The organism is Streptomyces sp. NPDC029292, from assembly GCF_055569295.1.
In genome coordinates this window covers 207,647-229,452 of the sequence record NZ_JBVHXR010000019.1, presented here as the reverse complement: position 1 = coordinate 229,452, position 21,806 = coordinate 207,647, and the positions used below count along the sequence as shown (strand labels likewise).

The window sequence follows — 21,806 nt, the reverse complement described above, 5'->3', positions numbered from 1 at the left end:
GTCCTCGTGAGCGTCGGATCAGTGCCTGGCGGGGGTGAACGTCAGCCGCCGGTCGTCCGGCGCGTATCCGCTGACGGTCACGGTCGGGCCGTGCGTGGGCAATGACGGGTCGGGGAAGTCCGCGTCCACCGGCTGCTGCCCCTCGGGGCGACGGTCCACCGTGGGGAAGGACGGGGGGAATGGCGCCGTGGTCTCGATGAGCTGCTGGTAGAACTGCAGCCACTTCGTCTGGTCGAAGGTGACGGCGCCGATGACGCGTCCCTGATACCCGTACACGCCGGTGAATCTGCGCTCGTTGAGGGCGCCCTGCGCGATGAGGATCTCCTCCCCCATCGACGGCACCCCGACGGACTTGATGTTCACACCGAACTGGGAGGACCAGAAGGCGGGCACCCAGATGTGGGGGCGGCGGTCCGTGCTTTCGCTCACCATGTTGTGTGCCGCGGTCTCGGCCTGCGCGACGGCGTTGCCCCAGTGCTCCAGGGACAGGAACTGGTACCCGAACAGCGGATGCGGGGATCGTGCGACGTCGCCGGCCACGAAGATGTCGTCGGTCACGATGCCCCGGATGTCGAAGGCCCGGCAGCCCGCGTCGCACGCGATGCCCCGAGGGCCCGCGCCGAGGCCGGATCCGGAGAGCCATTCGGTGTTGCGCTGGGCGCCGAGGGACACGACCACCACGTCGGCCTCGACGGTGTTCCCGTCGGAGAGATGGGCGACGCGGACGCGGTTCGCGGAGTCGCCCTCAAGGCTGGTCACCATGACGCCGCAGCGCAGGTCGACGCCGTGCTCGCGGTGCAGCTCGGCCGCGACCTTGCCGATGACTCCGCCGAGCGCTCCGACCAGGGGTGCGTCGGCCCGTTCGGCCACGGTGACCGCGATCCCGCGTTCCCGGCAGGCGGAGGCGATCTCCGAGCCGGTGAACCCGGCGCCGATGACGAGCACGCGGCGGGGGCCCTGCGCGAGCGAGCGCTCCAGTGCGTCGGCGTCGTCGCGGGTCCGCAGCACGAACACCCCGTCGAGCTCGGCCTCATTCTCCTGCGGCCACGGTCTGGCCCGTACACCGGTGGCGATGAGCAGCCGGTCGTACTCCACCTCGTCGCCGTCGGCCAGCCGTACCCGTCTGGCCGCCATGTCGAGACCGGTGGCCGGCACCCCGAGGCGCCACTGTGCGTCGATCGCCCGGCGGCGGGGGAGGAGGGTGCGGTCCGCCGTGGCCTTGCCCAGCAGGACCTGCTTGGACAGCGGGGGGCGGTCGTACGGCTCGTACGGCTCGTCCCCGATCATCGTGAGCGAGCCGGCGAACCCCTCCTCGCGCAAGGTTTCCGCGGCCCGCAGTCCCGCCAGGGAGGCGCCGACGACGACGATGCGCCCTTCGCGCTTGAGCCGGTCCAGGTATCCGTCAGTTGTCACCGGTTGCCTCCCGGTCGGGTCCGGGGGTCTCGTCCAGGTCGTCCGCGGCCACCATGATGGCCTGGACGGGGCACGCGGCGACGGCTCGCGCGACTTCGTCGCGCCGCTCCTCCTCGGCCTGTGGGTCGTAGAGCAGGGATTCCTCTCCGTGCATGGCGAAAACGTCGGGAGCGAGGAAAGCGCACTGCGCGTATCCCTGACAGCGGTTGAGATCGACGACAAGCCTCACCCAGGATCAGCCTCTCCGTGGCCACTTCGCCCCCTGCGTCTCAGGATGCGCGCGAGGGCGCAGAGCCGCTCGCCGAGGAGCCCGAGGGGCCGACGCGCAGGATATGGATGCTGACGACCAGCGCCCAGGCCGGGAACACCAGCTCGGACCAGGGCAGGCCGGACCCCGCGACGAGCAGGACGAGGCCCGCGAGGTATCCGAAGACGGCGAGCGGACGGGGGAAGGTGCCGAGGCGGTGTCCGATGTTCGAGGTCGTGAAGACGAACACGGCCGCCATACGGAGCGCGTACGTCGTCATCAGCGTGTACGCGAAGTGGCGGCCGAAGCCCGAGGGCGGAGTCTCGTTCAGTACGGTGCCCGCCGCGGCGCCGGCCCCGAACATGGTCGCGACGAAGACCAGTCCACTGCCCAGGAACACGGTGGCGATGAATCTGTCCTCGGCGTCGCCGACCTGTGCGCGCAGGGCGCCCATGAACCACAGGAAGAAGATTCCCGCGAACGGGAGGATCTCCAGTGCCACCCGCACCGCCCACCGCTCGTCCGGTTCGACCGTCGCGCTGGCGGCGTTCCCCGCGGGGATGGCGATCCGTATCAGCACGATGGCCGCCGCCAGCAGTACCGCGAACACCGTCCCTGCCATCCCGGCGGCCCGCGGCGTCCGCAGCCGCTCGTCCTTCGGCTCCATCGACGCTCGCCTTCTTTCCCGATTCCCCTCTCGTCCCCTCTCGCTCCAGCAAGCAGGTACGGGCGCGCTCACGCCACCGGGGACACCCGCGGGGGTGACAGCCCGGGCAGGCCGCGGCCGGCAGCTGCCCCTGCCCTCCGAGTCCGCGGCCCTACGAGGCGTCGGCCAGCTCCGCCAGGATGTCGCCGTGGCACAGCTCGGGCGCGCACCAGCAGGCCAGCGTCTTGCCGCGCAGGGCGGGCACCTGGGCGAGGAGCTCGGGGCGTTCGAGGAGATACGCCCGGTACTTGGCCATGATTTCGGCGCGGGTGCCGTCGCGTTTCTTGGTGGGGGTGTCGTAGGCGAACGGGTTGTAGAGCGCGTGCTGGGGGAGGTCCCAGTGGCCCATGGTCCAGCGGCGGCCGATGTAGACGAGGTCCGCGGGGGCGTGTTCGAGCCGGGGACCGAAGTCGTGGATACGGCCCTTGAGGTTGATCACGGTGGTGGGCATGGAGATCCCTTCGGCCGTAGGTCTACTCCACGGTGTCTACTCCACCGGTGTTTACCTCACGGGCCCCTCGTACGGCAGCAGCTCCGGCCGCTTGGCCGGGCGTCCGTCACCCGATGAGCGCCCTGACAGCCGCCGTCCGATCCAGGGCAGCAGGTGCTGCTTGGCGAATCGCGCGTCGGCCGTGCGGCGGGCGACCCAGCCGGGCGGCGCCGTCGGCGGCATCGGCGTACGCCAGTCCGTGTCCTGCGGCTCGTAGCCGAGCGTCTGCCAGACGGCTTCCGCGACCCGGCGGTGCCCCTCGGCCGTCAGGTGCAGCCGGTCCACGTCCCACAGCCGGGGGTCGGCGAGCGAAGGCGCCCCGTAGAGGTCGACCACCAGCGCGCCGTGCCGCTCCGCGAGGTCGTCGACGACGGTGAAGAGCTCCTCCATGCGCGGCCGGAACCGTGCCTGCACCGGACCGGTGCGGCCGGGGCTGCGCATCAGGACGAGCTGCTCGCACGAGGGGGCCAGCCGCTCCACGGCCTCCTCCAGGAGGCCGCGGACGCGTCCCATGTCCACCTTGGGCCGCAGCGTGTCGTTGAGCCCGCCGACCAGCGTGATCACGTCGGGCCGCATCGCGGCCGCCACGTCCACCTGCTCGTCGACGATCTGGCCGATCAGCTTGCCGCGCACCGCGAGGTTGGCGTAGCGGAAATCAGGGGTCCGCTCCGCCATCCGGGCCGCGAGGAGATCGGCCCAGCCGCGGTACGAGCCGTCGGGCAACAGGTCCGACATGCCCTCGGTGAAGGAGTCGCCGACCGCGACAAGGCTGGTGTAAGTGGCATTCGTCTGCATGGCGGAAAAGATGGTAACCCGCGTGCATACTCGTCGGTCGGTCGGGCCTCCGACTCCCGTCGGCCGCCCAAAGACGCAGGCCACTTCCGGAAGGCACAGGCCACCGCCCGGAGGTCACCTCACACCTGTTGCCCGAACAGCTCCCGCAGCACGTCCTCCATCGTCACCAGTCCCGCGAGCCGACCGTCGCTGCCCATGACCGCGGCGAGATGCGTACGACTGCGCCGCATCGCCGTGAGTACGTCGTCCAGCGGTGTGCTCTCCCGGACGCGCGCGATGGGCCGCATGTCCTGCACCCGGAACGGCACGTCGCGCGGCATCTCGTCCAGCGCGTCCTTGACGTGCAGATAGCCGACGATGCGGCGGCCCTCGTCCACGACGGGGAAGCGCGAGAAGCCGGACTCGGCGGACAGCCGCTCCAACTCCTCCGGGGTGACGCCCACGTGCGCGTAGACGATGCGTTCCAGCGGGAGGACGACGTCACGCACGGGCCGGCGGCCCAGTTCCAGCGCGTCGTGCAGCCGCTCCTGGGCGCGGTCGTCGATGAGTCCCGCGGCACTGGAGTCCTTGACCAGGCGGGCCAGTTCGTCGTCCGTGAAGGTCGCGGCGACCTCGCCCTTCACATCGACCCTGAGCAGCTTCAGCAGCCCGCTCGCGAAGGCGTTCACCGTGAAGATGACCGGGCGCAGCGCGCGCGAGAGAGCCACCAGCGGCGGGCCGAGCAGCAGCGCCATGCGCACCGGCTCCGCGAGCGCGATGTTCTTCGGCACCATCTCGCCGAGCAGCATGTGCAGATACGTCGCCAGGGTGAGCGCGATGACGAACGAGACCGCGTGGCCCGCGCCCTGCGAGACGCCCACCGCGTGGAACACCGGCTCCAGAAGGTGTGCGATCGCGGGCTCGGCCACGATGCCGAGGACCAGCGTGCACAAGGTGATGCCGAGCTGAGCGGCGGCCAGGAGAGCCGACACGTGCTCCAGACCCCACAGCACGCTGCGCGCGCGCCGGTCGCCCTCCTCGGCGTACGGCTCGATCTGGCTGCGGCGCACCGAGATCAGCGAGAACTCGGCCCCCACGAAGAAGGCGTTCACGACGAGCGTCGCGAGGCCGATCAGCAGTTGTACGGCGGTCATCGCTCCCCCTCCTGCTCGGTGCGCGGCGCGTGCAGCAGCACCCGTGCCGCCCGCCGGCCGGACGCGTCCACCACGTCGAGCCGCCACCCGGCGACCTCGACGGTGTCCCCGGTGGCGGGAATGCGGCCGAGCTCGGTCGCGACGAGACCCGCGAGGGTCTCGTACGGCCCGGCGGGCGCCCGCAGCCCGACCCGTGCCAGCTGGTCGGTGCGGGCGGAGCCATCGGCCGAGTACAGCGCGCGCCCTTCTTCATCCGTGCCGACCGGGGCCAGGTCGGGCGTCTCGTGCGGGTCGTGCTCGTCCCGCACCTCGCCGACGACCTCCTCGACGATGTCCTCCAGCGTGGCGACCCCGGCGGTGCCGCCGTATTCGTCGATGACCACGGCCATCGTGCGCTTGCCGGACAGCCGGTCGAGGAGCCGCTCGACGGTCAGCGACTCCGGTACGAGCAGGGGTTCGCGCATGATCTGGGCGACGGGCGTCTGCGCCCGGCGTTCGGCGGGCACGCGCAGCACGTCCTTGATGTGCGCGACGCCGACGACCGAGTCGAGATTGCCGCGGTACACGGGGAAGCGGGACAGACCCGTCGCCCGGGTCGCGTTGGCGACGTCCTCGCAGGTCGCCTGGACGTCCAGCGCGATGACCTGGACGCGCGGGGTCATCACGTTCTCCGCGGTCAGATCGGTGAGGTACAGCGTGCGCACGAACAGCTCGGCGGTGTCCGCCTCCAGGGCGCCCTCCTTGGCGGAGTGCCGGGCGAGGGCCACCAGTTCCTGGGGGCCGCGCGCGGAGGCCAGCTCCTCGGCGGGTTCGAAGCCGATGCGTCGTACGAAATGGTTCGCCGTGTTGTTGAGATGCGTGATGAACGGGCGGAACGCGGCGCTGAACCAGCGCTGCGGCGTCGCCACCCGCTTCGCCACCGCGAGCGGCGAGGAGATCGCCCAGTTCTTGGGCACGAGCTCTCCGACGACCATCAGGAAGACCGTCGACAGAGCCGTACCGATGACCAGTGCCACCGAGTTCGACGCGGAGGGCGAGACGCCGATCGACTCCAGCGGGCCCGCGATCAGCTTGGCGATGGACGACTCGGAGAGCATGCCGACCACCAGGTTGGTGACGGTGATGCCGAGCTGGGCGCCGGACAGCTGGAAGGTCAGATTCCGTGCGGCCTTGAGGGCGCCCGGCGCTCCGCGCTCACCACGCTCGACGGCCCGCTCCAGCTCGCTGCGCTCGACCGTGGTCAGCGAGAACTCCGCCGCGACGAAGGCGCCGCAGGCCAGCGAGAGCAGCACCGCCACCAGGAGGAGGAGCACTTCGGTCATCGGGTCACCTCCGTCCCATGATCGGACAGGGGCGAAGGGATCGCGCGATGTCGGGTACTAGGAGGCTCGCCCATGGGCGGACGCTCACACCTTTCATTGGGGGATCGAGTGATCCTCCAATGGTAAAGGATGGGCAAAGCGCTTTCTTCGGTGGTAGCCCTAGTCGGTGAGCGGCTTCACCCAACGGCGCCACTGCTCCTCGGGCGCGTACCCGGCGGCTCGCCACGCATGCTGCGCGGACTCGTTCCGCTGGAGCACCATCGCGTCCCCACGACGACCCCCGAGGCGTACGAAACGCTCCTCGGCGGCGGCCAGGAGCGCCGAGCCGATGCCCAGGCGCCGCCGCTCGGGATGCACCGCCAGCCGGTAGAGATGGCACCGCCAGCCGTCGAATCCGGCGATCACCGTGCCGACCAGCTCGCCGTCCTGTTCGGCGAGGATCAGCGCCTCGGGATCGCGGCCGACAAGCCGCTCCACGCCGTCCCGGTCGTCGCTGATGCTGGTTCCCTCGGCGGCCACCTTCCAGAAGGCCAGCACGGTGTCGAGGTCGTCGGGCGTCGCGGCCCGTATGCGCAGGTCGGTCATACGGTGATCCCATCACGCACGGCGGATCGCGACCCGGAATTCCAGCATGCGGACCGCCGGCTCACTCCCCGCGCAGCGCCGTGCTCACTCCCCGCGCAGCGCCTCGACGACGGGAGCGAACACCTCCATGTTCGGCTCCAGAACGGTCAGATACGAGAATCCGTACCGCTCCCGCTGCGCCCGCACCTGCTCGACGACCTGCTCCAAGGAGCCCACCAGGACGATCGGCAGCTCCAGGACCTGTTGTTCCGTCAGGAGAGGAATGCGGGGCAGCCACGGCTGAATCGCGGCACCGCGGTCGTCGGTGACGATGACGATCTGGATCAGCAGGTTGAACTCGGCGGGCTCCTTGCGGTCGGCGGCGAACCGTTGGTACGCGGCGACGCGTTCGTCGAGTTCCTCGGCCGTGAGCGGATCCAGCCTGCCGCTCGGATTGGTGCGCGCGCCGGTGAAGGCGGCGATGTCCGCGTGCTCGGCGGTGAGCCGAAGCATCCGGTCGCCCTTGGCGCCGATCAGCAGCGGCACATGTGGCTTCTGCGCGCCCTGCGGCATCGGGGTCCCCCCGCTCGAGCGCAGCCGAGGGTGGAGGAGCTCGTCCGAGCCGAGCAGCCGGTCCAACTCCTCGACCGTACGCCGGAGATGCTCGACCCGCTCACCCGGCGAGCCCCACGGGAGGCCCGCGGTGTCGTGCTCCGCCTGTACGTACCCCGTGCCCAGGCCGAGTTCGAGGCGGCCGCCGGTCAGCGCGTCCGTGGTGGCCACCTCGCGGGCCAGCAACGTGGGGTTCCAGAAGCCCGCGTTGAGCACGAACGTGCCGAGGCGGGGCCGCTCGGTGGCCTCGGCCGCGGCGACCAGTGAGGGGAAGGGGGCGGGCATGCCGAGATGGTCGGCGACCAGGATCACGTCGTAGCCGAGTTCCTCGGCCCGGCGGCACTTCGCGCGCCACTCGTCGGCGGGTGCGGGGGTGAGCATGTTGACGCCGAAACGGAAGGGACGCGGCATGAACTCTCCTTGCCCAGGGGCGAATTGACGCGAGTCAATCACTCGTGGGCGATCGCCGCCAGCACGTTCATACGGGAGGCGCGCAACGCCGGCAGCAGCGCCGCCACGATGCCCACGACCGCCGAACCGACCACCACCGCGATGATCGTCGTCCAGGGGATGGCGAGCGCCTTCATGCCCTGCAAGGCGAGTACCTGCTGTACGCAGACGCCCCAGACCAGCCCCAGCGCGAGACCCAGGACGGCACCGAACACCGCGATCACGACTGATTCGAGGCGGATCATCCGGCGCAGCTGGCGCCGGGCGAGCCCGATGGCACGCAGCAGCCCGATCTCCCGGGTGCGCTCCACGACCGACAGGGCGAGGGTGTTGACCACGCCGAGCACCGCGATGACGATCGCGAGTCCGAGCAGTGCGTACACCAGGTAGAGCAGCACGGCGATCTGATCATGGATCAGTTTCTTGTAGTCGGCCTGGTCGCGGACCTGTACCTGCGGATACGGGTCGAGCGTCTTCTCCAGACGCGCGCGCAACTGGTCGGCGCCGGTGCCCGAGGCCGCGTTCACATACAGCGCGGAGTCCTGTCCACCGGGCACGTACCTCTCGATCGTGCCGAGGCCGAAGTACAGGCCGCCCTGCATCCCGAAGCCCTCGGCGGCGTCCTGGTCGCTGAGCGCGCCGACGGTCAGCTCGGTCTTCCGCCCGGCGGGGAACTCGACGGGGATCGTGCTGCCGACGCGCACGTCGTGCTTCTTCGCGAAGCCCACGTCCATGGCGATGTGCCCGTCCGCGAGCGCCACGGCGGTGTCCCCCTGCGCGTACTTGATGTGGGCGACGTCGTCGAGCCGCGGGTCGTAGCCCGCGGCGGTCGTCTCGATCCGCTTGCCGTCCGGCAGCCGCACCGCGACGGGCGTGAACCGCTGGCGGACCACGAGCCCGGCGCCCTGCGTGCCGCGCACCTTGTCGGTGAGCTCCTGCGAGAACGGCACGAAGTTGCTGTTCTGGATCACGAAGTCGGCGCCCAGCGTCTTGTCGATCTGCTGGTCGAAGGACTTGGTCATGGACGCGCTGGCCACGGACATGCCGCCGACCAGGGCGAGGCCCACCATCAGGGCGGCGGCGGTGGCTCCCGTGCGCCGTGGATTGCGCAGCGCGTTGCGCTGGCTCATCCGCCCGACCGAGCCGAACAGGGCGGGGAACGCGCCGCCCAGGACCCGGATCACCGGCCGTACCAGGAGCGGGCCCGCGATCACCGTCGCGATGAGCGTGAGGACGACACCAAGTCCCAGCAATGAGGCGGACGTCGAGGTCTTCGACGACGCGGCGCACCCCGCGAGCGCGGCGGCACCGGCCGCGCCGACGACCGAGCCCACCACGGCCCGCACGCGCAACGGACGTCCCACACCGGCGACTTCGGCGTCCGAGAGGGCCGCCATGGGGGAGACGCCCGCCGCGCGCCTGGCCGGGAGGTACGCCGCCACGAAGGTGACGCCGACTCCGACGACGTACGCCGCGACAGGTGTCGCCCAACCGATCACCATCTCGGTGGACTTGAGGTTCATGCCGAACGCGGTCATGAGCTTGATCAGCCCCAGCGCGAGCCCGATGCCCGCGGTCAGGCCGAGCGTCGAGCCGACCAGACCGAGGAGCAACGCCTCGGTGAGCACGGACCGGCGCACCTGCCGCCGGTCGGCGCCCAGCGCGCGCAACAGGCCCAGCTCGCGGGTGCGTTGCGCGATGAGCATCGAGAACGTGTTGACGATCAGGAAGACGCCCACGAGCACGGCGATCCCGGCGAAGCCGAGCATCACGTACTTGATGACGTCCAGGAATCCGCCGAGATCGGAGGCGGCGGACTTGGCCTGCTCGTCGGCCGTCTTCAAGTCGTAGGTCTTCGTGCCGAGCTCGGCGGCGATGCGCTGCTTCAGCTGGGCGTCGCTGACACCCGGCGCCGCGTCCACCGAGATGCTCGTGGCGGCTTCGGTGCTGCCGAGCAGTTTGGTCTGCGCGGTCGGGGTGTCGAGGAACATCAGCGCGGCACCGGGGTTGGTGGTGGTGAAGGTGGCGATCCCGACGATCCTCACCTTGAACGAGCCGGGCTGTGCCTGCACCGTCAGGGGGTCGCCGACGCGGACGTGCTTCTTCTTGGCGGTGTCCGCGTCCAGGAGTGCCTCGCCGTCCCCCTTCGGCTCATGGCCTGAGGTCAGCTTCACCGGACTGCGTTCGGTGACCTCCCAGTTGGTGACGATGGTGGGGGCACCCGTGGTCGGCCCGACCGACTCGTTCTTGCGGTCGACGACCGTGGCGTTCTCGACCGCCGCGTCCACATGGGTGGCCGCGACGCCGTCGACCTTCGCCAGGCGGTCCGCGAGCGCGGCGGGCACGGTCTCGGTGGCGCCGGTCGGAATCTGCGAGTTGAGGTCGTTCTTCGGCTCGACGGTCACATCGGCCGAGGTGGAGGCGAAGAGCCGGTCGAAGGTGCGGGTCACCGTGTCCGAGAAGATCAGGCTGCCCGCGACGAACGCGACGGACAGAACGACGGCGAGCGCCGAGAGCAGCAGCCGTCCCTTGTGCGCGAGAAAGCTCCGCAGTGTCGCCTTGAGCACGACCGCCTCAGTCCTTGTCGAGGGTTACGTCGCCGGAGCCGCCGGAGTCGCCTTCGGAGGTGGCGTCGCCGTCGGGAGCCGCGTCACGGGTGCCGCCCCCGCCGTCGAAGGTGACCCGGATCGTGTCAAACCGCTTCATACGTTCGAGCACCGCCTCCGCCGTGGGCCGCTCCATCTCGTCCACGATCCGCCCGTCCCCGAGGAAGAGCACCAGGTCGGAGTGGGCGGCCGCGCCCGGATCGTGGGTGACCATGACAACCGTCTGGCCCAGCTCGTCGACCGCCTCGCGCAGGAAGCCGAGGACTTCGAGCCCCGCGCGGGAGTCGAGATTGCCGGTCGGCTCGTCCGCGAAGATCAGCTCGGGGCGCGAGGCGAGCGCCCGGGCGCAGGCGACGCGCTGCTGCTGGCCTCCGGACAGCTGCGCGGGCCGGTGCTTGAGCCGGTCGCGCAGACCGAGCGTGTCGATGACCTGGTCCAGCCACTTCTGGTCCGGTTTCTGGCCCGCGATGTCCATGGGCAGAGTGATGTTCTCGGCCGCGTTCAGCGTCGGAATCAGGTTGAACGACTGGAACATGAAGCCGATGCGGTCCCGCCGCAGCCGGGTCAGCTCGCGCTCCTTCAGCCCCGTGATCTCGGTGTCGCCCAGCCACACTTGTCCGGCCGAAACGGTGTCGAGTCCCGCCAGGCAGTGCATGAGGGTGGACTTCCCGGATCCCGACGGCCCCATGACCGCGGTGAAGCGGCCGCGCGCGATGTCCGCGTCGACAGAGTCGAGGGCGAGCACCGTCGTCTCGCCCGAGCCGTAGGCCTTCGTCAGGCCACGGGCGCGGGCGGCGATCCCGTCGGCGTCCGCGAGCCCGACGGCTTGCTCCGCAGCAGGTGTGGACAAGGCCGCCTCCTAGGTCGTGGACGTCCCGACTCCCTTGTCCCGGCCGAGCCTAATGTGATCGGGGGCACACCCGGTATCCCCCCGAGGTGCCGGGCGGTCTCCGCCTCAGGTCGTGCCCCTGATATCCGTGTAAGGGGCACTCTCCACCGTCGCCTCTCCACCTCGCGTCCACCCGAGGCCCCCTTGCCGGTGCTAGCAATCCGGCGCTAGCTTCGAGGTATGGCGAAGACTCAGCTGAACGTACGGGTGGACGAGGGCACGGCCCGAGCCGCTCGCGAGCGAGCCCTGGAGCGTGGCATGAGCGTGAACCGCTACATCGAAGAGCTGGTCAGACAGGACACCGGGGAGGTGGGCCACACCTTCGTCGAGGCCGCCGCCGACTTCATGAAGCAGTATGAGAACGTCTTCGCCGAGGAATTCGGCGCGGACCGAGAAGGCGCGCGCGAAGGTCGTCGTTGATCCCTTGAGCAGTCTCAGAGTCGACCTTGCCTGGCTCCTCATGATCGCCGAACAGAAGACACCCGGAGATCCCCAGGTCACCGACTGGGGAGCCCTCGTCGCCGCCGTCAGCCGGCACGAGGCGGAGATATTCGGCATTCCCGTCTACGACAGCCCGCACGCCCGCGCCGCCGCGCTGCTCCAGCTCCTGCTGCACGTACCGGCACTCGAACGCTCCAACGCGATGTTCGCCTCGGCCGTCGCGTACGCCTATCTCGTCGCGAGCGGCCTCAAGGTCGTCACCTCTCCCGAGCAGGTGCGCGAACTGGCCCGCCTGGTGAAGAGCGGCGACGCCACGGTGCACGACATCGCACGCGAGCTGCGGCAGTGGAGTCTGTGACTACTCCGCGGGCCCCGGGCGCCACGCGCTGCCCAGCACGCAGTACGACGTGGGCAGCCGCGGCCCTCTTTCGGGCATCAGCATCCGCCGGTACGGGCCCAGTTCGAACCCGGCGTCCCGCAGCGCGGCGATCGGGTCGCGGGCCAGATGACAGCCGCCGTTGAGCCGCGGCCACACCGTGCGGTCCAGGCCGCGCTGGGTGTACGTCATCGCGCGCCCGCCGCCCTTGCCGTGCTCGAAGAAGCGCACAATGCCGCCGGGCCGCAGCACACGCCGTAGCTCGGCGAGCGTGCGCGGTACATCGCGGACGCTGCACAGCACCAGCGAGACCACGGCCGCGTCGAACGCCTCGCTCTTGACCGGCAGGGCCTCCGCCGCGCCCGGCACCACGTCCACGGGCACGTCGGAGCGCAGCGCCGCCTCCACGGCCAACTGCCGCAGCAGGCGCTCGGGTTCGATGGCGACGACCTCCGACACGGTGCCCGGATAGTGCGCGAAGTTCAGGCCATTGCCCGCGCCGATCTCGATGACCCGCCCCGACAGCCCGGCGAGCAGCCGGTCGCGTACCCCGCCCATGCCCAACCGTGTCTCGGCGGTCACGCTGATACGGGCGTAGTAGCGGGCGAACAGCGGATGGTGCACGGCGTCCCGCGTCACCTTGCCGGAGTCGGCTGATCCGAGTGGCATGCGCGGCATGACGGACCTCCCGGGAGGACGGGCCTTACCGTGATTCTCCCCCCTGGACGTCCGCCACACGCGCCGCGCGTCAGGCGATGAAGTCGCGCACCTGTTCGTAGACGCCGTAGTCGTTGTTCATGTCGGTGTGCGAGATGCAGCCGACCTCCACATTGGTGGCGCCGTCCAGGATCGCGCTGGTGTCCGGGGTGAGCATGTCGTCGCAGTTCGACCAGTAGCTGGCGTACGAGACGCTGCCCGGTGTCTCGTCACCGGAGTTCAGTGAGGTCAGGAACGAGCTGCCGGTGTACATCTCGGCGCACGACGTATACAGCCACTTGCACCACGAGGCGACGGTCGTCCCGTGGTTCACCCCGGCGGTGGACACGAAGTCGTCGACGTACGACGTCCCGCCGAGGTTCTTGAGGTAGTAGCGCGCGCTGAGCGCGCCCATGGAGTGCACGACCAGGTCCACCTTCGAGGCGCCGGTCTGCGCGAGCACGCTCTTGACCTCGGTGGCCAGTTGCTGGGCGGTGCTCACGTTCGACTGCGACCAGTCGTACGACCACGCGAACAGCTCGGAAGAGGAGTAGCCGTCCGCCTTGAAGTCGGCGACCCAGTCGTCCCAGCTGCTCGACGAACTGCTCAGACCGTGGACGAAGACAACGGGGTTGTGGGTGGCCGCCTGAGCGGGGGCGGCGGAGAGGGAGAGTGACAGAAGGAGCGCTGCCGCCACGGCGGAGAAGAACGTGGCGATACGGCGCATGCGGCGTTGCATGGTGCCTCCTGAAACGGGTGGGGTTGCCTGGAGTGTCAGGCGGGGTCTACGCGCGCCGCATCGGCGAAATCGCCGGTCTTTACTTGCCAGTTAACTCGCCAGTAACGTCATACGTGTGGTGACTTCGGTGAACCCCCCGCCTCTCCCGCACGCTTCGCCACCGCAGCTCACGCACGCGTGGCAGCGCCTCGGCCCCCAACTCCCCGACGACGTACGTGCTTCTGACGGCGTACGCCCTGCCGACGGGGTACGACACCCCGACGGCGTACGCGCTGCCGACGGCGTGCGATTTCCAGATGGCGTGCGCGTACGGGTCCTGCGCGCCGCGCACGGCGACGCACGCGCGGCCGCCGAGCTCGCCTCCGTGCTGACCGAGCGCCAACGCGCCGGTCTGGACCCGCTTCCCGCGCAGCCCCCGACACTCCTGCGCGGCTGCCGCCAGGAAGTCCGCGCCCTGCCCGACAGCACCCGCCTCCTGCTGCTCCTCGCGGCGGCCGATCAGCACCCGGTCGCCACGCACGCCTTCCTGCGCGCCGTCACCGCGGCCCGGCTCGACACCCGGCCCCTCGACCTCGCCGACACGGCGGGGCTCGCCCACGCCACGGCCGGCGGAGTCGTCTTCCGTGACCACTGGACCAGGATCGCGGCGTACGAGACCGCGTCCGCAGGGGACCGGCGCGCCGTTCATCAACTGCTCGCCCGAGTCCTGCGAGGAGAGGGTGAGTCACCGCGGCGGTCCTGGCACCGCGGTGCGGCCGCGCTCGGCCCGAGCCGACGGCTCGCGGCGGAGCTCCGGACCGCCGCACACGCGGCGCGCGGCGCGGGCGAACACGCCTTGGCCTGCGCCCTCGTCGAACGCTCCGCCGCGCTGTCGCCCGACCCGCAGGAGCGGACCCGGCTGCTCGCACGCGCCGCGGCCGACGCCTGGCGGTCGGGCGACGGCGACCGCGCCCGCCGCCTGGTCGTGTCCACTCACGACGAGGCCCTGAGCGGCCTGCTGGCGCTGCGCGCCGGGAACGCGACGGACGCCTTCGACGCGCTGCTGACCGCCGCGATGCGGTACGCGAGCGGCGACGCGGCGGCGTCCGGTACCCCCGACGCCCCCGCTCACCTCCTCGCCCGGGCCACCGAAGCGGCCATCTACACCGGCGACTTGCGGCGCTGCCGGGAGGCGGCCGCCGTCGCCGACCGGCTCGGGATCGTGCCGCCGGGCACGCTGGGCGGCCTCGCCGCCGCCTTCGAGGGCCGGTACGACGACGCGCGCGACGTGCTGAAGGCGTCGGCCGGGCGCTGCGGTCCCGGTGGCGACCCCACCCTCCTGATCCACTCCGGTATCGCGGCGCTGCTGCTCGGCGACCACACCGGAGCCGCCACCGCCACGGTGCGGGCGGCCGCTTCGGCCCGGGCCAGGGGAGAGGCGGTCACCGTGCCGCAGGCCATGGAGTTCCGGACCTACGCGGACTTCTGGACCGGGCGCCCGCGGGCCGCCGAGGCCGCCGCCCTGGAGGCGCTGCACCAGGCGTACGCCACCGGTCAGGACAACGGGGCCTGTCATCTGCAGGCCGCCCTCGCGATGTTCGCCGCCGTCACCGGTGACGAGGACGTCTGCCGGGAGCGCGCCGAGGCCGCCCGCTCCTACGCCCTGGCGCGCGGGCTCGGCCTGCCCGCCGCACTGGCCCTGTTCGCGCTCGCCTTCCTCGACCTCGGCGCCGGCCGCTTCGCCGCCTCCGCGGCCCGGTTGCGCGCCCTCGCCGGGTTCGGCCCCGGGCACGGGCACCGCGCCATCCGGCACCTCGCCACCCCGATCTACGTCGAGGCCGCCGTCCGCACCGGGGACACCAGGGTCGCCCGCGCCGCCCACGCCGACTACGACCATTGGGCGCGCACCATCCGCAGTCCCGACGAACTGGCCCTCAGCGCGCGCTGCCGGGGCCTCCTCGCGGGCGGTGAAGAGGCCGTGGAGCACTACCGAACCGCTCTCGACCTGCACGCCTCCGGCAGCCGTGATTTCGAACGGGCCCGCACGGAGCTGCTGTTCGGTGGTGCGCTGCGACGACTGCGGCACCGTACGGAAGCGCGCGATCGGCTGCACAGTGCGCTCGAAGCGTTTGAGTACTTCGGGTCGCCGCGGTGTGCTGCGCAGGCGCGGGCCGAACTCCGGGTCCTTGGTGAACCGGCCGCCCCGGTACGAGGCCAGGAGGCCCTCGTGGCCCTACTGACCGCTCAGCAGTTGATGGTGGCCCGTATGGCTGCGGAGGGGGCCACCAACCGGGAGATCGCCGCGCGGCTCGCGCTCAGCCCGCGGACGATCGATCACCATCTGCGGGGGGTGTTCGCGCGGTTGGGGATTCGGTCGCGGATCGAGTTGGTGAGGTTGCTGGGGGAGGGGTGAGGGGGCTCTTGTGGGGTTCGTCGGCTGCTGGTTGTTTGTGGCTGGTCGCGCAGTTCCCCGCGCCCCTTACGGGGCGCAGTCCCTCCCGCTTCTTACGGGGCGTAGGACGCCGCGAAGGCGCTCGCGTTCCAGTTTCCGCCCAGCTGGGGGGCCAGCCAACTCGGTGCCTCCGAACGGAAGTCGGCAGGTGTACGAGTCCCGGCGCCGGACGGCACCGCGCCGAGCAGCGGGGCGCCGGTCACCATCGGCAGGTCCGCGAGATTGCAACGCATCGCCAGATCGGGAGAGCTGGGCCAGCTGCCGATCACGACACCGGCGAAGTCCAGCCCACGGCCCCGTAGTTCATGAGCCGTCAGCTCCGTCGTGTTGAGTGTGCCCAGCCCTGCCGAAGCGACCACCAGTACCGGCGCGTCGAGCAGCCGTGCCGTGTCCGCCAGCGTGCCGCCCTCGTCGTCGAACCGTACGAGCAGGCCGCCCGCTCCCTCGACCAGCACCAGGTCGTGCTCGGTGGCCAGCTTGGCCGCGGCCTCCGCCACCTCCCGCGGGTGCACGGGCGCCAGGCGTGCGCGCCGGGCAGCGGTCGCGGGGGCCAACGGCTCGGGATACCGGGCGAGTTCGAGCGTGGTGACGGTGCCCGCGAGCCGGGCCACCTCGTCGGCGTCCCCGCGCTCGTCCGGACGTACACCGGTCTGCGCGGGCTTGAGTACGGCCACGGAGCGCCCGGCGGCGAGGGCAGCGGCGGCGACGGCGGCGGTGGCGATCGTCTTGCCGACCTCCGTGCCCGTCCCCGTGATCACCAGTACCGGCATGTCATCCCTCCCGCGCCGCCGCGCACACCGCGCGCGCGATCCGTGCCACGTCCTCGTCACCCGTGACGTACGGCGGCATCGTGTAGACGAGGTCGCGGAACGGCCGCAGCCACACGCCCTCGCGTACGGCGGCCGCCGTCGCCGCCTTCATGGCCGCCTCGTCAAGGGCGCGGTCGAGCTGGACGACGCCGATCGCCCCCAGGACGCGTACGTCCCGAACGCCCGGCAGTGACGCGGCCTCCGCCAGTCCTTCCCGCAGCCCCGCCTCGATCCGCTTGACCTCGCTCTGCCAGTCCTGCCCGAGCAGCAGGTCGATCGAGGCGCAGGCCACCGCGGCGGCGAGCGGATTGCCCATGAAGGTCGGGCCGTGTGCGAGCACCGGGACCTCGCCGCGCGAGATCCCGTCCGCCACCCGCGCCGTGCACAGCGTCGCCGCCATCGTCATATAGCCGCCGGTCAGCGCCTTGCCCACGCACATCACGTCCGGCGTCACGCCCGCGTGCTCCGCCGCGAACAGCGCGCCCGTACGGCCGAAGCCGGTCGCGATCTCGTCGAAGACCAGCAGCACGTCGTGCGCGTCGCACGCCTCACGCAGCACGCGCAGATACGCGGGGGAGTGGAACCGCATCCCACCCGCGCCCTGCACCACCGGCTCCACGATCACCGCGGCCAGCTCGTCGGCGTGCCGTTCGATGAGTTCGCGCAGATGGTCGGCGTACGACTCCTCGTACGCGACCGGCGGCGCGTCGGCGAACACCTGGCGCTGCAGCACGCCCTGCCACAGCTCGTGCATCCCGCCCTCGGGGTCGCACACCGACATCGGCTGCCAGGTGTCGCCGTGGTAGCCGCCGCGCCAGGTCAGCAGCCGCTGCTTGCCGGGGTGGCCGAGCGAGCGCCAGTGCTGGAGGCACATCTTGACGGCGACCTCGACCGAGACCGAGCCCGAGTCGGCCAGGAAGACGTGCTCGAGCCCCTCGGGTGACATGTCGACAAGGCGCTTCGCCAGTCGCACGGCCGGCTCGTGCGTGAGCCCGCCGAACATGACATGGCTCATGCGGTCCAGCTGGCCGCGCACCGCGTCGTTCAGGACCGGGTGGTTGTAGCCGTGGATCGCCGACCACCACGACGACATGCCGTCGATCAGTTCGCCCGAGCCGTCCGCCATCCGCAGCCGCACCCCGCTCGCGGACTCCACGACCAGCGGCTCCTGGCGGCCGGGCATCGGTCCGTACGGATGCCAGACGTGCCGCCGGTCGAGGTCCAGCAGCTCGCGCACGGACAGCTCAGGCATTGGGCGCGAGGTCCGTTCCGGCACCTCGGCGGCGTACGGCGACGAGATCCGTACGTGCGTCGGACGCCTGCTCTGTCGATGCGGCCGAAGCAGCCGAAGTGGCGGCCGGGACGGATCCGCACACACCGGCGCCGCTGTGGGATCCGCACACATCGCCACCGTCGTGGGATCCGCACCCCGCACTCTCGTGCGAGCCGCATCCGCCGCCTTCGTGGGACCCGTAGCCCCCGCCCACCGAAACCCGGTGCTCCGGCAGCGTCACCTCGCCCGCGCCCTCCACCTCGAACCCGGCGTCCGCGATCATGTCGAGGTCCGCCTTGCCGGCCTGGCCCTCACTGGTGAGGTAGTCGCCGAGGAAGATCGAGTTGGCCAGGTGCAGGGCCAGCGGCTGCATCGTGCGCAGGTGCACCTCGCGGCCGCCCGCGATACGGACCTCGGCGTCCGGGCAGACGAACCGGACCATCGCCAGGATGCGCAGACAGCGCTGCGGGGTGAGGTTCCACTCCTTGGCGAGCGGGGTGCCCTCGAACGGGATCAGGAAGTTCACCGGAACGGAGTCCGGGTCGAGCTCGCGCAGCGAGTAGACGACGTCGACCAGGTCCTCGTCGCTCTCGCCCATGCCCGCGATCAGGCCCGAGCAGGCGGACAGGCCCGCCGCGTGCGCCTTCTGCACCGTGTCCACCCGGTCGGCGTACGTGTGCGTGGTCGTGATGTCCCCGTACGTCCCCTCGGACGTGTTGAGGTTGTGGTTGTACGCGTCCGCGCCCGCGTCCCGCAGCCGCTCGGCCTGGCCGTCGGAGAGCAGGCCGAGGCAGGCGCACACCTCGACGTTCTCGTTCTGGTCCTTGATCGCCTTGATGGTGTCGGAGACCCGGTCCACGTCACGGTCCGTCGGACCGCGGCCGCTGGCCACCAGGCAGACCCGCTTGGCGCCCCCGGCGAGCCCGGCCGCCGCGGCCTGCGAGGCCTCGTCGGGCTTGAGCCAGGTGTACTTCAGGATGTCGGCCTTGGAGCCGAGTCGCTGCGAGCAGTACGAGCAGTCCTCGGGGCACAGGCCCGACTTCAGGTTGACGAGATAGTTGAGTTTCACCCGTCGGCCGAACCAGTGCCGGCGCACCTTGCCGGCCGCGGCCACCACGTCGAGCACGTCGTCGTCGGAGGTGGCCAGCACGGCCAGAGCTTCGTCCCGGGTCGGCAGCTCGCGCCGAAGCCCCTTGTCCACCAGCGTGTTCAGCAGGTCCATGAGGTCCGATCCTGGACCATGCGACCGCTCCCGGCCAAGGAGAGTTCGCACAAGAGAGTCGGTTCGACGTGTGGGTATTGCCACATCCTGGGCTGCGGGTCCGGCCGCTAGGGTCTGTGCACTGCCTACAAAACACCCGTCACGACGGTCCGGAGGACAGATGGCGTTCGGCTGGATCGACGAGCAGGCGCGAGCGCGCGGCCGGGCCGGACTCGTACGCACCCTGCGCCCCCGCCCCGCCGACTCGCCGCTCCTCGATCTCGCGAGCAACGACTACCTCGGTCTCGCCCGCCACCCGGAGATCACCGAGGCCGCGGCGGAGGCCGTGAGACGCTGGGGCGGCGGCGCCACCGGCTCCCGGCTCGTCACGGGCACCACCGAACTGCACGCAGAACTCGAACGCGAGCTGGCCGACTTCTGCGGCTTCGAGTCCGCGCTCGTCTTCTCCTCCGGATACGCGGCCAATCTCGCCGCCGTGACCGCGCTCGCGCCGCACGGCTCCCTCGTCGTCTCGGACGCGGGCAACCACGCCTCGCTGATCGACGGCTGCCGGCTGGCCCGCGGCACCACCCAGGTCGTCGCGCATGCCGACCCCGACGCCGTGCGCAAGGCGCTGGGCACCCATGAGGGGCCCGCCGTCGCCGTCTCCGACACGGTCTTCTCGGTGGACGGGGACGCGGCGCCGCTGTCCGAACTCGCCCTCGCCTGCCGAGAGTACGGAGCCGGGCTGATCGTCGACGACGCGCACGGGCTCGGCGTCCTGGGCGACGGCGGCCGGGGCGCTCCGCACGCGGCGGGGCTCGCGGGCGACCCGGACGTCGTCGTGACGGTCACGCTCTCCAAGTCGTTCGGCAGCCAGGGCGGCGCCGTCCTCGGTCCCGCACCGGTCATCGACCACCTGGTCAACGCGGCGCGCACCTTCATCTTCGACACCGGCCTGGCCCCCGCGGCGGCGGGCGCGGCCCTCGCGGCGCTGCGCCTGCTGCGCCGCGAGCCGGAGCGGGCCGCACGGGCCCGCTCGGTGGCGACGGCACTGCACACCCGCCTGACGGCCGAGGGCCTCGAAGCGGTACGACCGGACGCCGCCGTCGTCTCCGTGCGCGCGCCGTCCCCCGAACGGGCCGTGCGGTGGGCGGCCGACTGCCGAGAGGCGGGACTCGCCGTCGGCTGCTTCCGCCCCCCGTCCGTGCCCGACGGCATCTCACGGCTGCGGCTGACCGCCCGCGCGGACCTCACCGACGAGCAGGTCGGCGATGCCATCCGTGTGATCAGCGCGACGCGATGACGGGCAGCTCGGTGATGGTCAGCTCAGTGCGGCGATAAAACCCTCCCAGGCGGCAGGGGCGAAGAGCAGGGCGGGGCCCGTCTTGTTCTTGGAATCCCGCACGGCCACCAGTCCGGCCCAGGGTCCTGGGCCCGGTCGTGCGGTCTCGACGCAGTTGTTCATTCCCGTACTCCGGCTGCTGCGCAGCCATCGCACGTCGTGGAGTGAAGTACTGGAAGGTACGTACCGAGGCAATGCAGACATGGGGGTGCCTCCTTACACGCCGTCACCTATCCCGGCGATGTAGTCCAACGAGTCCTCGGGCGAAAGGGCGTGGAACTGAAGGGCGTTGAAAGCCTCGCTGTAGGCCTGAAGGTCTTCTTTCCGCTCGAGGTAGAGGCTACTCGTCAAGTGGTCGAGAACAACCACATCCAGATCAGTTGTGTTCGGAAATGAGAAGATTACGAAAGGGCCGGTGATTCCGATGTGAGCCCCTGCGGCGAACGGCAGTACCTGAAGTCGCACTTGAGGCAGAGCCGCCGCCTCCCGCAGCCGCAGCAATTGCCGCGCCATGACCTCGGGGCCGCCGACCTCCCGGCGCAGCACCGCCTCGTCCAGGACCGCGCTGAGCTCCAGCGGCGGATTCGAACGCAGCACGTCCTGCCGGGCCAGGCGCACCTCGACGAGCGCGTCGAGCTTGCCGTCCTCCAGTCCGCCCACGGCTGCGTGGGTGACCGCCCGGGCGTACTCGGGTGTCTGCAACAGCCCCGGCACCACGGAGGTCTCCAGCGTGCGCATTCCGCTGGCCTGCGACTCCAGACTGATGAAGTCGCGGTACGTCGATGGCAGGACGCCGCGGTAGGCGTGCCACCAGTGGTGCCGTCCGTTGCCTTCGGCTCCCGCCAACACGACCAGGAGATCGCGTAATTCGGGATCATCGACGGCGTACGCGTCCAGTAAGCGCTCTACGTCCGCCGGCTTCACCCCGCTGGTGCCGGTCTCGATCCGGCTCACCTTCGACTGGTGCCAGCCGAGGAGGCGGGCCGACTCACCACTGGTGAGGCCCGCTTGGGCGCGCAGCGCGCGCAGTTCGGCACCGAGCTTGCGGCGGCGCACCGCGGGACCGTGCTGCATGGCCGTACTCCTTACTCCTTCCGAGCCGCCCAAATACGCTCTGCCGTCGCAGAGTTCACCGCATCGAGCGACAGATATATGCATATCTCGGTGGATCGCACCTGTGACCGGCCCAGTAATGGCAGTCTGTCGCGAAGCACCAGTCCGGGACCGTACTCGAACCATCCGCTCCGTGTCGGGCTCCGGTCCCGTGG

The 21,806-nt window shown here is 70.9% G+C and carries 22 protein-coding genes; 4 read left to right on the top strand and 18 right to left on the bottom strand.

From position 1 onward, the window contains the following. Nucleotides 1-18: 18 nt before the first annotated feature. The 11 genes from ACZ4WS_RS35135 to ACZ4WS_RS35085 form a co-directional block, all read right to left on the bottom strand. Nucleotides 19-1,413, bottom strand: coding sequence for an NAD(P)/FAD-dependent oxidoreductase (locus ACZ4WS_RS35135; RefSeq protein WP_467986868.1), 1,395 nt, complete (start codon nucleotides 1,411-1,413; stop codon nucleotides 19-21). Continuing rightward, a complete protein-coding gene (locus ACZ4WS_RS35130) occupies nucleotides 1,403-1,642 on the bottom strand; it encodes a ferredoxin (protein WP_467986866.1) in 240 nt (79 codons plus the stop codon). Before ACZ4WS_RS35130 ends, ACZ4WS_RS35135 begins: the two co-directional genes overlap by 11 nt. Nucleotides 1,643-1,682: 40 nt before the next feature. Next, the gene (locus ACZ4WS_RS35125; protein WP_467986865.1) at nucleotides 1,683-2,327 is read right to left on the bottom strand and encodes a hypothetical protein; all 645 of its coding nucleotides are present in this window, start codon (nucleotides 2,325-2,327) and stop codon (nucleotides 1,683-1,685) included. Nucleotides 2,328-2,478: 151 nt separating this feature from the next. After that, a complete protein-coding gene (locus ACZ4WS_RS35120) occupies nucleotides 2,479-2,817 on the bottom strand; it encodes a DUF4326 domain-containing protein (RefSeq protein WP_467986864.1) in 339 nt (112 codons plus the stop codon). Between the two features lie 51 nt (nucleotides 2,818-2,868). Next, nucleotides 2,869-3,651: an SGNH/GDSL hydrolase family protein gene (locus ACZ4WS_RS35115; protein ID WP_467986863.1), complete on the bottom strand. Its 783-nt coding sequence runs from the start codon at nucleotides 3,649-3,651 to the stop codon at nucleotides 2,869-2,871. A 119-nt stretch (nucleotides 3,652-3,770) separates the two neighbouring features. Next, nucleotides 3,771-4,784 carry a hemolysin family protein gene (locus ACZ4WS_RS35110; RefSeq protein WP_467986862.1) on the bottom strand — a complete coding sequence of 338 codons (1,014 nt, stop codon included), beginning with the start codon at nucleotides 4,782-4,784 and terminating at the stop codon, nucleotides 3,771-3,773. Next, nucleotides 4,781-6,106: a hemolysin family protein gene (locus tag ACZ4WS_RS35105; RefSeq protein WP_467986861.1), complete on the bottom strand. Its 1,326-nt coding sequence runs from the start codon at nucleotides 6,104-6,106 to the stop codon at nucleotides 4,781-4,783. Before ACZ4WS_RS35105 ends, ACZ4WS_RS35110 begins: the two co-directional genes overlap by 4 nt. A 159-nt stretch (nucleotides 6,107-6,265) precedes the next feature. Beyond that, nucleotides 6,266-6,691 carry a GNAT family N-acetyltransferase gene (locus tag ACZ4WS_RS35100; RefSeq protein ID WP_467986860.1) on the bottom strand — a complete coding sequence of 142 codons (426 nt, stop codon included), beginning with the start codon at nucleotides 6,689-6,691 and terminating at the stop codon, nucleotides 6,266-6,268. An 84-nt stretch (nucleotides 6,692-6,775) separates the two neighbouring features. Continuing rightward, a complete protein-coding gene (locus ACZ4WS_RS35095; protein ID WP_467986859.1) occupies nucleotides 6,776-7,693 on the bottom strand; it encodes an LLM class F420-dependent oxidoreductase in 918 nt (305 codons plus the stop codon). A gap of 38 nt (nucleotides 7,694-7,731) precedes the next feature. Then, nucleotides 7,732-10,299, bottom strand: a complete 2,568-nt coding sequence (locus ACZ4WS_RS35090) for an ABC transporter permease (RefSeq protein WP_467986858.1) — start codon at nucleotides 10,297-10,299, stop codon at nucleotides 7,732-7,734. A 7-nt stretch (nucleotides 10,300-10,306) separates the two neighbouring features. Further along, nucleotides 10,307-11,188, bottom strand: coding sequence for an ABC transporter ATP-binding protein (locus ACZ4WS_RS35085; protein WP_467986857.1), 882 nt, complete (start codon nucleotides 11,186-11,188; stop codon nucleotides 10,307-10,309). A 219-nt stretch (nucleotides 11,189-11,407) separates the two neighbouring features. Between ACZ4WS_RS35085 and ACZ4WS_RS35080 the strand changes: the two genes are divergently transcribed. Then, nucleotides 11,408-11,647 (top strand): toxin-antitoxin system HicB family antitoxin, encoded by a 240-nt coding sequence (locus tag ACZ4WS_RS35080; RefSeq protein WP_369256349.1) that lies wholly within the window; start codon nucleotides 11,408-11,410, stop codon nucleotides 11,645-11,647. 4 nt (nucleotides 11,648-11,651) lie between these two features. Continuing rightward, nucleotides 11,652-12,026, top strand: coding sequence for a fic family toxin-antitoxin system, toxin component (locus ACZ4WS_RS35075; RefSeq protein WP_467986856.1), 375 nt, complete (start codon nucleotides 11,652-11,654; stop codon nucleotides 12,024-12,026). Here the strand turns inward: ACZ4WS_RS35075 and ACZ4WS_RS35070 are convergent, their stop codons facing one another. After that, the gene (locus ACZ4WS_RS35070; RefSeq protein WP_467986854.1) at nucleotides 12,027-12,713 is read right to left on the bottom strand and encodes a class I SAM-dependent methyltransferase; all 687 of its coding nucleotides are present in this window, start codon (nucleotides 12,711-12,713) and stop codon (nucleotides 12,027-12,029) included. A gap of 79 nt (nucleotides 12,714-12,792) precedes the next feature. Further along, nucleotides 12,793-13,479: an esterase/lipase family protein gene (locus ACZ4WS_RS35065; protein ID WP_467986853.1), complete on the bottom strand. Its 687-nt coding sequence runs from the start codon at nucleotides 13,477-13,479 to the stop codon at nucleotides 12,793-12,795. Between the two features lie 115 nt (nucleotides 13,480-13,594). Between ACZ4WS_RS35065 and ACZ4WS_RS35060 the strand changes: the two genes are divergently transcribed. Next, nucleotides 13,595-15,871, top strand: a complete 2,277-nt coding sequence (locus tag ACZ4WS_RS35060) for a helix-turn-helix transcriptional regulator (protein WP_467986851.1) — start codon at nucleotides 13,595-13,597, stop codon at nucleotides 15,869-15,871. A gap of 92 nt (nucleotides 15,872-15,963) precedes the next feature. On the opposite strand, the gene bioD is transcribed toward ACZ4WS_RS35060, so the two are convergent. From bioD to bioB, 3 genes are read right to left on the bottom strand one after another with little or no spacing between them, the layout of a single operon-like run. After that, nucleotides 15,964-16,680 carry a dethiobiotin synthase gene (bioD, locus tag ACZ4WS_RS35055; RefSeq protein ID WP_467986850.1) on the bottom strand — a complete coding sequence of 239 codons (717 nt, stop codon included), beginning with the start codon at nucleotides 16,678-16,680 and terminating at the stop codon, nucleotides 15,964-15,966. Between the two features lies 1 nt (nucleotide 16,681). Then, nucleotides 16,682-17,971, bottom strand: a complete 1,290-nt coding sequence (locus ACZ4WS_RS35050) for an adenosylmethionine--8-amino-7-oxononanoate transaminase (protein WP_467986849.1) — start codon at nucleotides 17,969-17,971, stop codon at nucleotides 16,682-16,684. After that, nucleotides 17,964-19,214 carry a biotin synthase BioB gene (bioB, locus tag ACZ4WS_RS35045; RefSeq protein WP_467986848.1) on the bottom strand — a complete coding sequence of 417 codons (1,251 nt, stop codon included), beginning with the start codon at nucleotides 19,212-19,214 and terminating at the stop codon, nucleotides 17,964-17,966. Before bioB ends, ACZ4WS_RS35050 begins: the two co-directional genes overlap by 8 nt. Nucleotides 19,215-19,374: 160 nt before the next feature. Between bioB and ACZ4WS_RS35040 the strand changes: the two genes are divergently transcribed. Continuing rightward, a complete protein-coding gene (locus ACZ4WS_RS35040; RefSeq protein WP_467986847.1) occupies nucleotides 19,375-20,499 on the top strand; it encodes an 8-amino-7-oxononanoate synthase in 1,125 nt (374 codons plus the stop codon). A gap of 18 nt (nucleotides 20,500-20,517) precedes the next feature. Here ACZ4WS_RS35040 and ACZ4WS_RS35035 read toward each other — a convergent pair whose 3' ends face one another. Further along, the gene (locus ACZ4WS_RS35035; RefSeq protein ID WP_467986846.1) at nucleotides 20,518-20,742 is read right to left on the bottom strand and encodes a DUF397 domain-containing protein; all 225 of its coding nucleotides are present in this window, start codon (nucleotides 20,740-20,742) and stop codon (nucleotides 20,518-20,520) included. A gap of 12 nt (nucleotides 20,743-20,754) precedes the next feature. After that, the gene (locus ACZ4WS_RS35030) at nucleotides 20,755-21,612 is read right to left on the bottom strand and encodes a helix-turn-helix domain-containing protein (protein ID WP_467986844.1); all 858 of its coding nucleotides are present in this window, start codon (nucleotides 21,610-21,612) and stop codon (nucleotides 20,755-20,757) included. Nucleotides 21,613-21,806: the final 194 nt, after the last annotated feature.

Excerpts from the sequence above, each read along its gene's own strand:
- ACZ4WS_RS35125 (WP_467986865.1), bottom strand. The coding sequence starts at position 2,327 with ATGGAGCCGAAGGACGAGCGGCTGCGGACGCCGCGGGCCGCCGGGATG.
- ACZ4WS_RS35030 (WP_467986844.1), bottom strand. The coding sequence starts at position 21,612 with ATGCAGCACGGTCCCGCGGTGCGCCGCCGCAAGCTCGGTGCCGAACTG.
- ACZ4WS_RS35110 (WP_467986862.1), bottom strand. The coding sequence starts at position 4,784 with ATGACCGCCGTACAACTGCTGATCGGCCTCGCGACGCTCGTCGTGAAC.
- ACZ4WS_RS35105 (WP_467986861.1), bottom strand. The coding sequence starts at position 6,106 with ATGACCGAAGTGCTCCTCCTCCTGGTGGCGGTGCTGCTCTCGCTGGCC.
- bioD (WP_467986850.1), bottom strand. The coding sequence starts at position 16,680 with ATGCCGGTACTGGTGATCACGGGGACGGGCACGGAGGTCGGCAAGACG.
- ACZ4WS_RS35120 (WP_467986864.1), bottom strand. The coding sequence starts at position 2,817 with ATGCCCACCACCGTGATCAACCTCAAGGGCCGTATCCACGACTTCGGT.
- ACZ4WS_RS35040 (WP_467986847.1), top strand. The coding sequence starts at position 19,375 with ATGGCGTTCGGCTGGATCGACGAGCAGGCGCGAGCGCGCGGCCGGGCC.
- ACZ4WS_RS35095 (WP_467986859.1), bottom strand. The coding sequence starts at position 7,693 with ATGCCGCGTCCCTTCCGTTTCGGCGTCAACATGCTCACCCCCGCACCC.
- ACZ4WS_RS35080 (WP_369256349.1), top strand. The coding sequence starts at position 11,408 with ATGGCGAAGACTCAGCTGAACGTACGGGTGGACGAGGGCACGGCCCGA.
- ACZ4WS_RS35115 (WP_467986863.1), bottom strand. The coding sequence starts at position 3,651 with ATGCAGACGAATGCCACTTACACCAGCCTTGTCGCGGTCGGCGACTCC.
- ACZ4WS_RS35035 (WP_467986846.1), bottom strand. The coding sequence starts at position 20,742 with ATGTCTGCATTGCCTCGGTACGTACCTTCCAGTACTTCACTCCACGAC.
- ACZ4WS_RS35065 (WP_467986853.1), bottom strand. The coding sequence starts at position 13,479 with ATGCAACGCCGCATGCGCCGTATCGCCACGTTCTTCTCCGCCGTGGCG.
- ACZ4WS_RS35100 (WP_467986860.1), bottom strand. The coding sequence starts at position 6,691 with ATGACCGACCTGCGCATACGGGCCGCGACGCCCGACGACCTCGACACC.
- ACZ4WS_RS35070 (WP_467986854.1), bottom strand. The coding sequence starts at position 12,713 with ATGCCACTCGGATCAGCCGACTCCGGCAAGGTGACGCGGGACGCCGTG.
- bioB (WP_467986848.1), bottom strand. The coding sequence starts at position 19,214 with ATGGACCTGCTGAACACGCTGGTGGACAAGGGGCTTCGGCGCGAGCTG.
- ACZ4WS_RS35050 (WP_467986849.1), bottom strand. The coding sequence starts at position 17,971 with ATGCCTGAGCTGTCCGTGCGCGAGCTGCTGGACCTCGACCGGCGGCAC.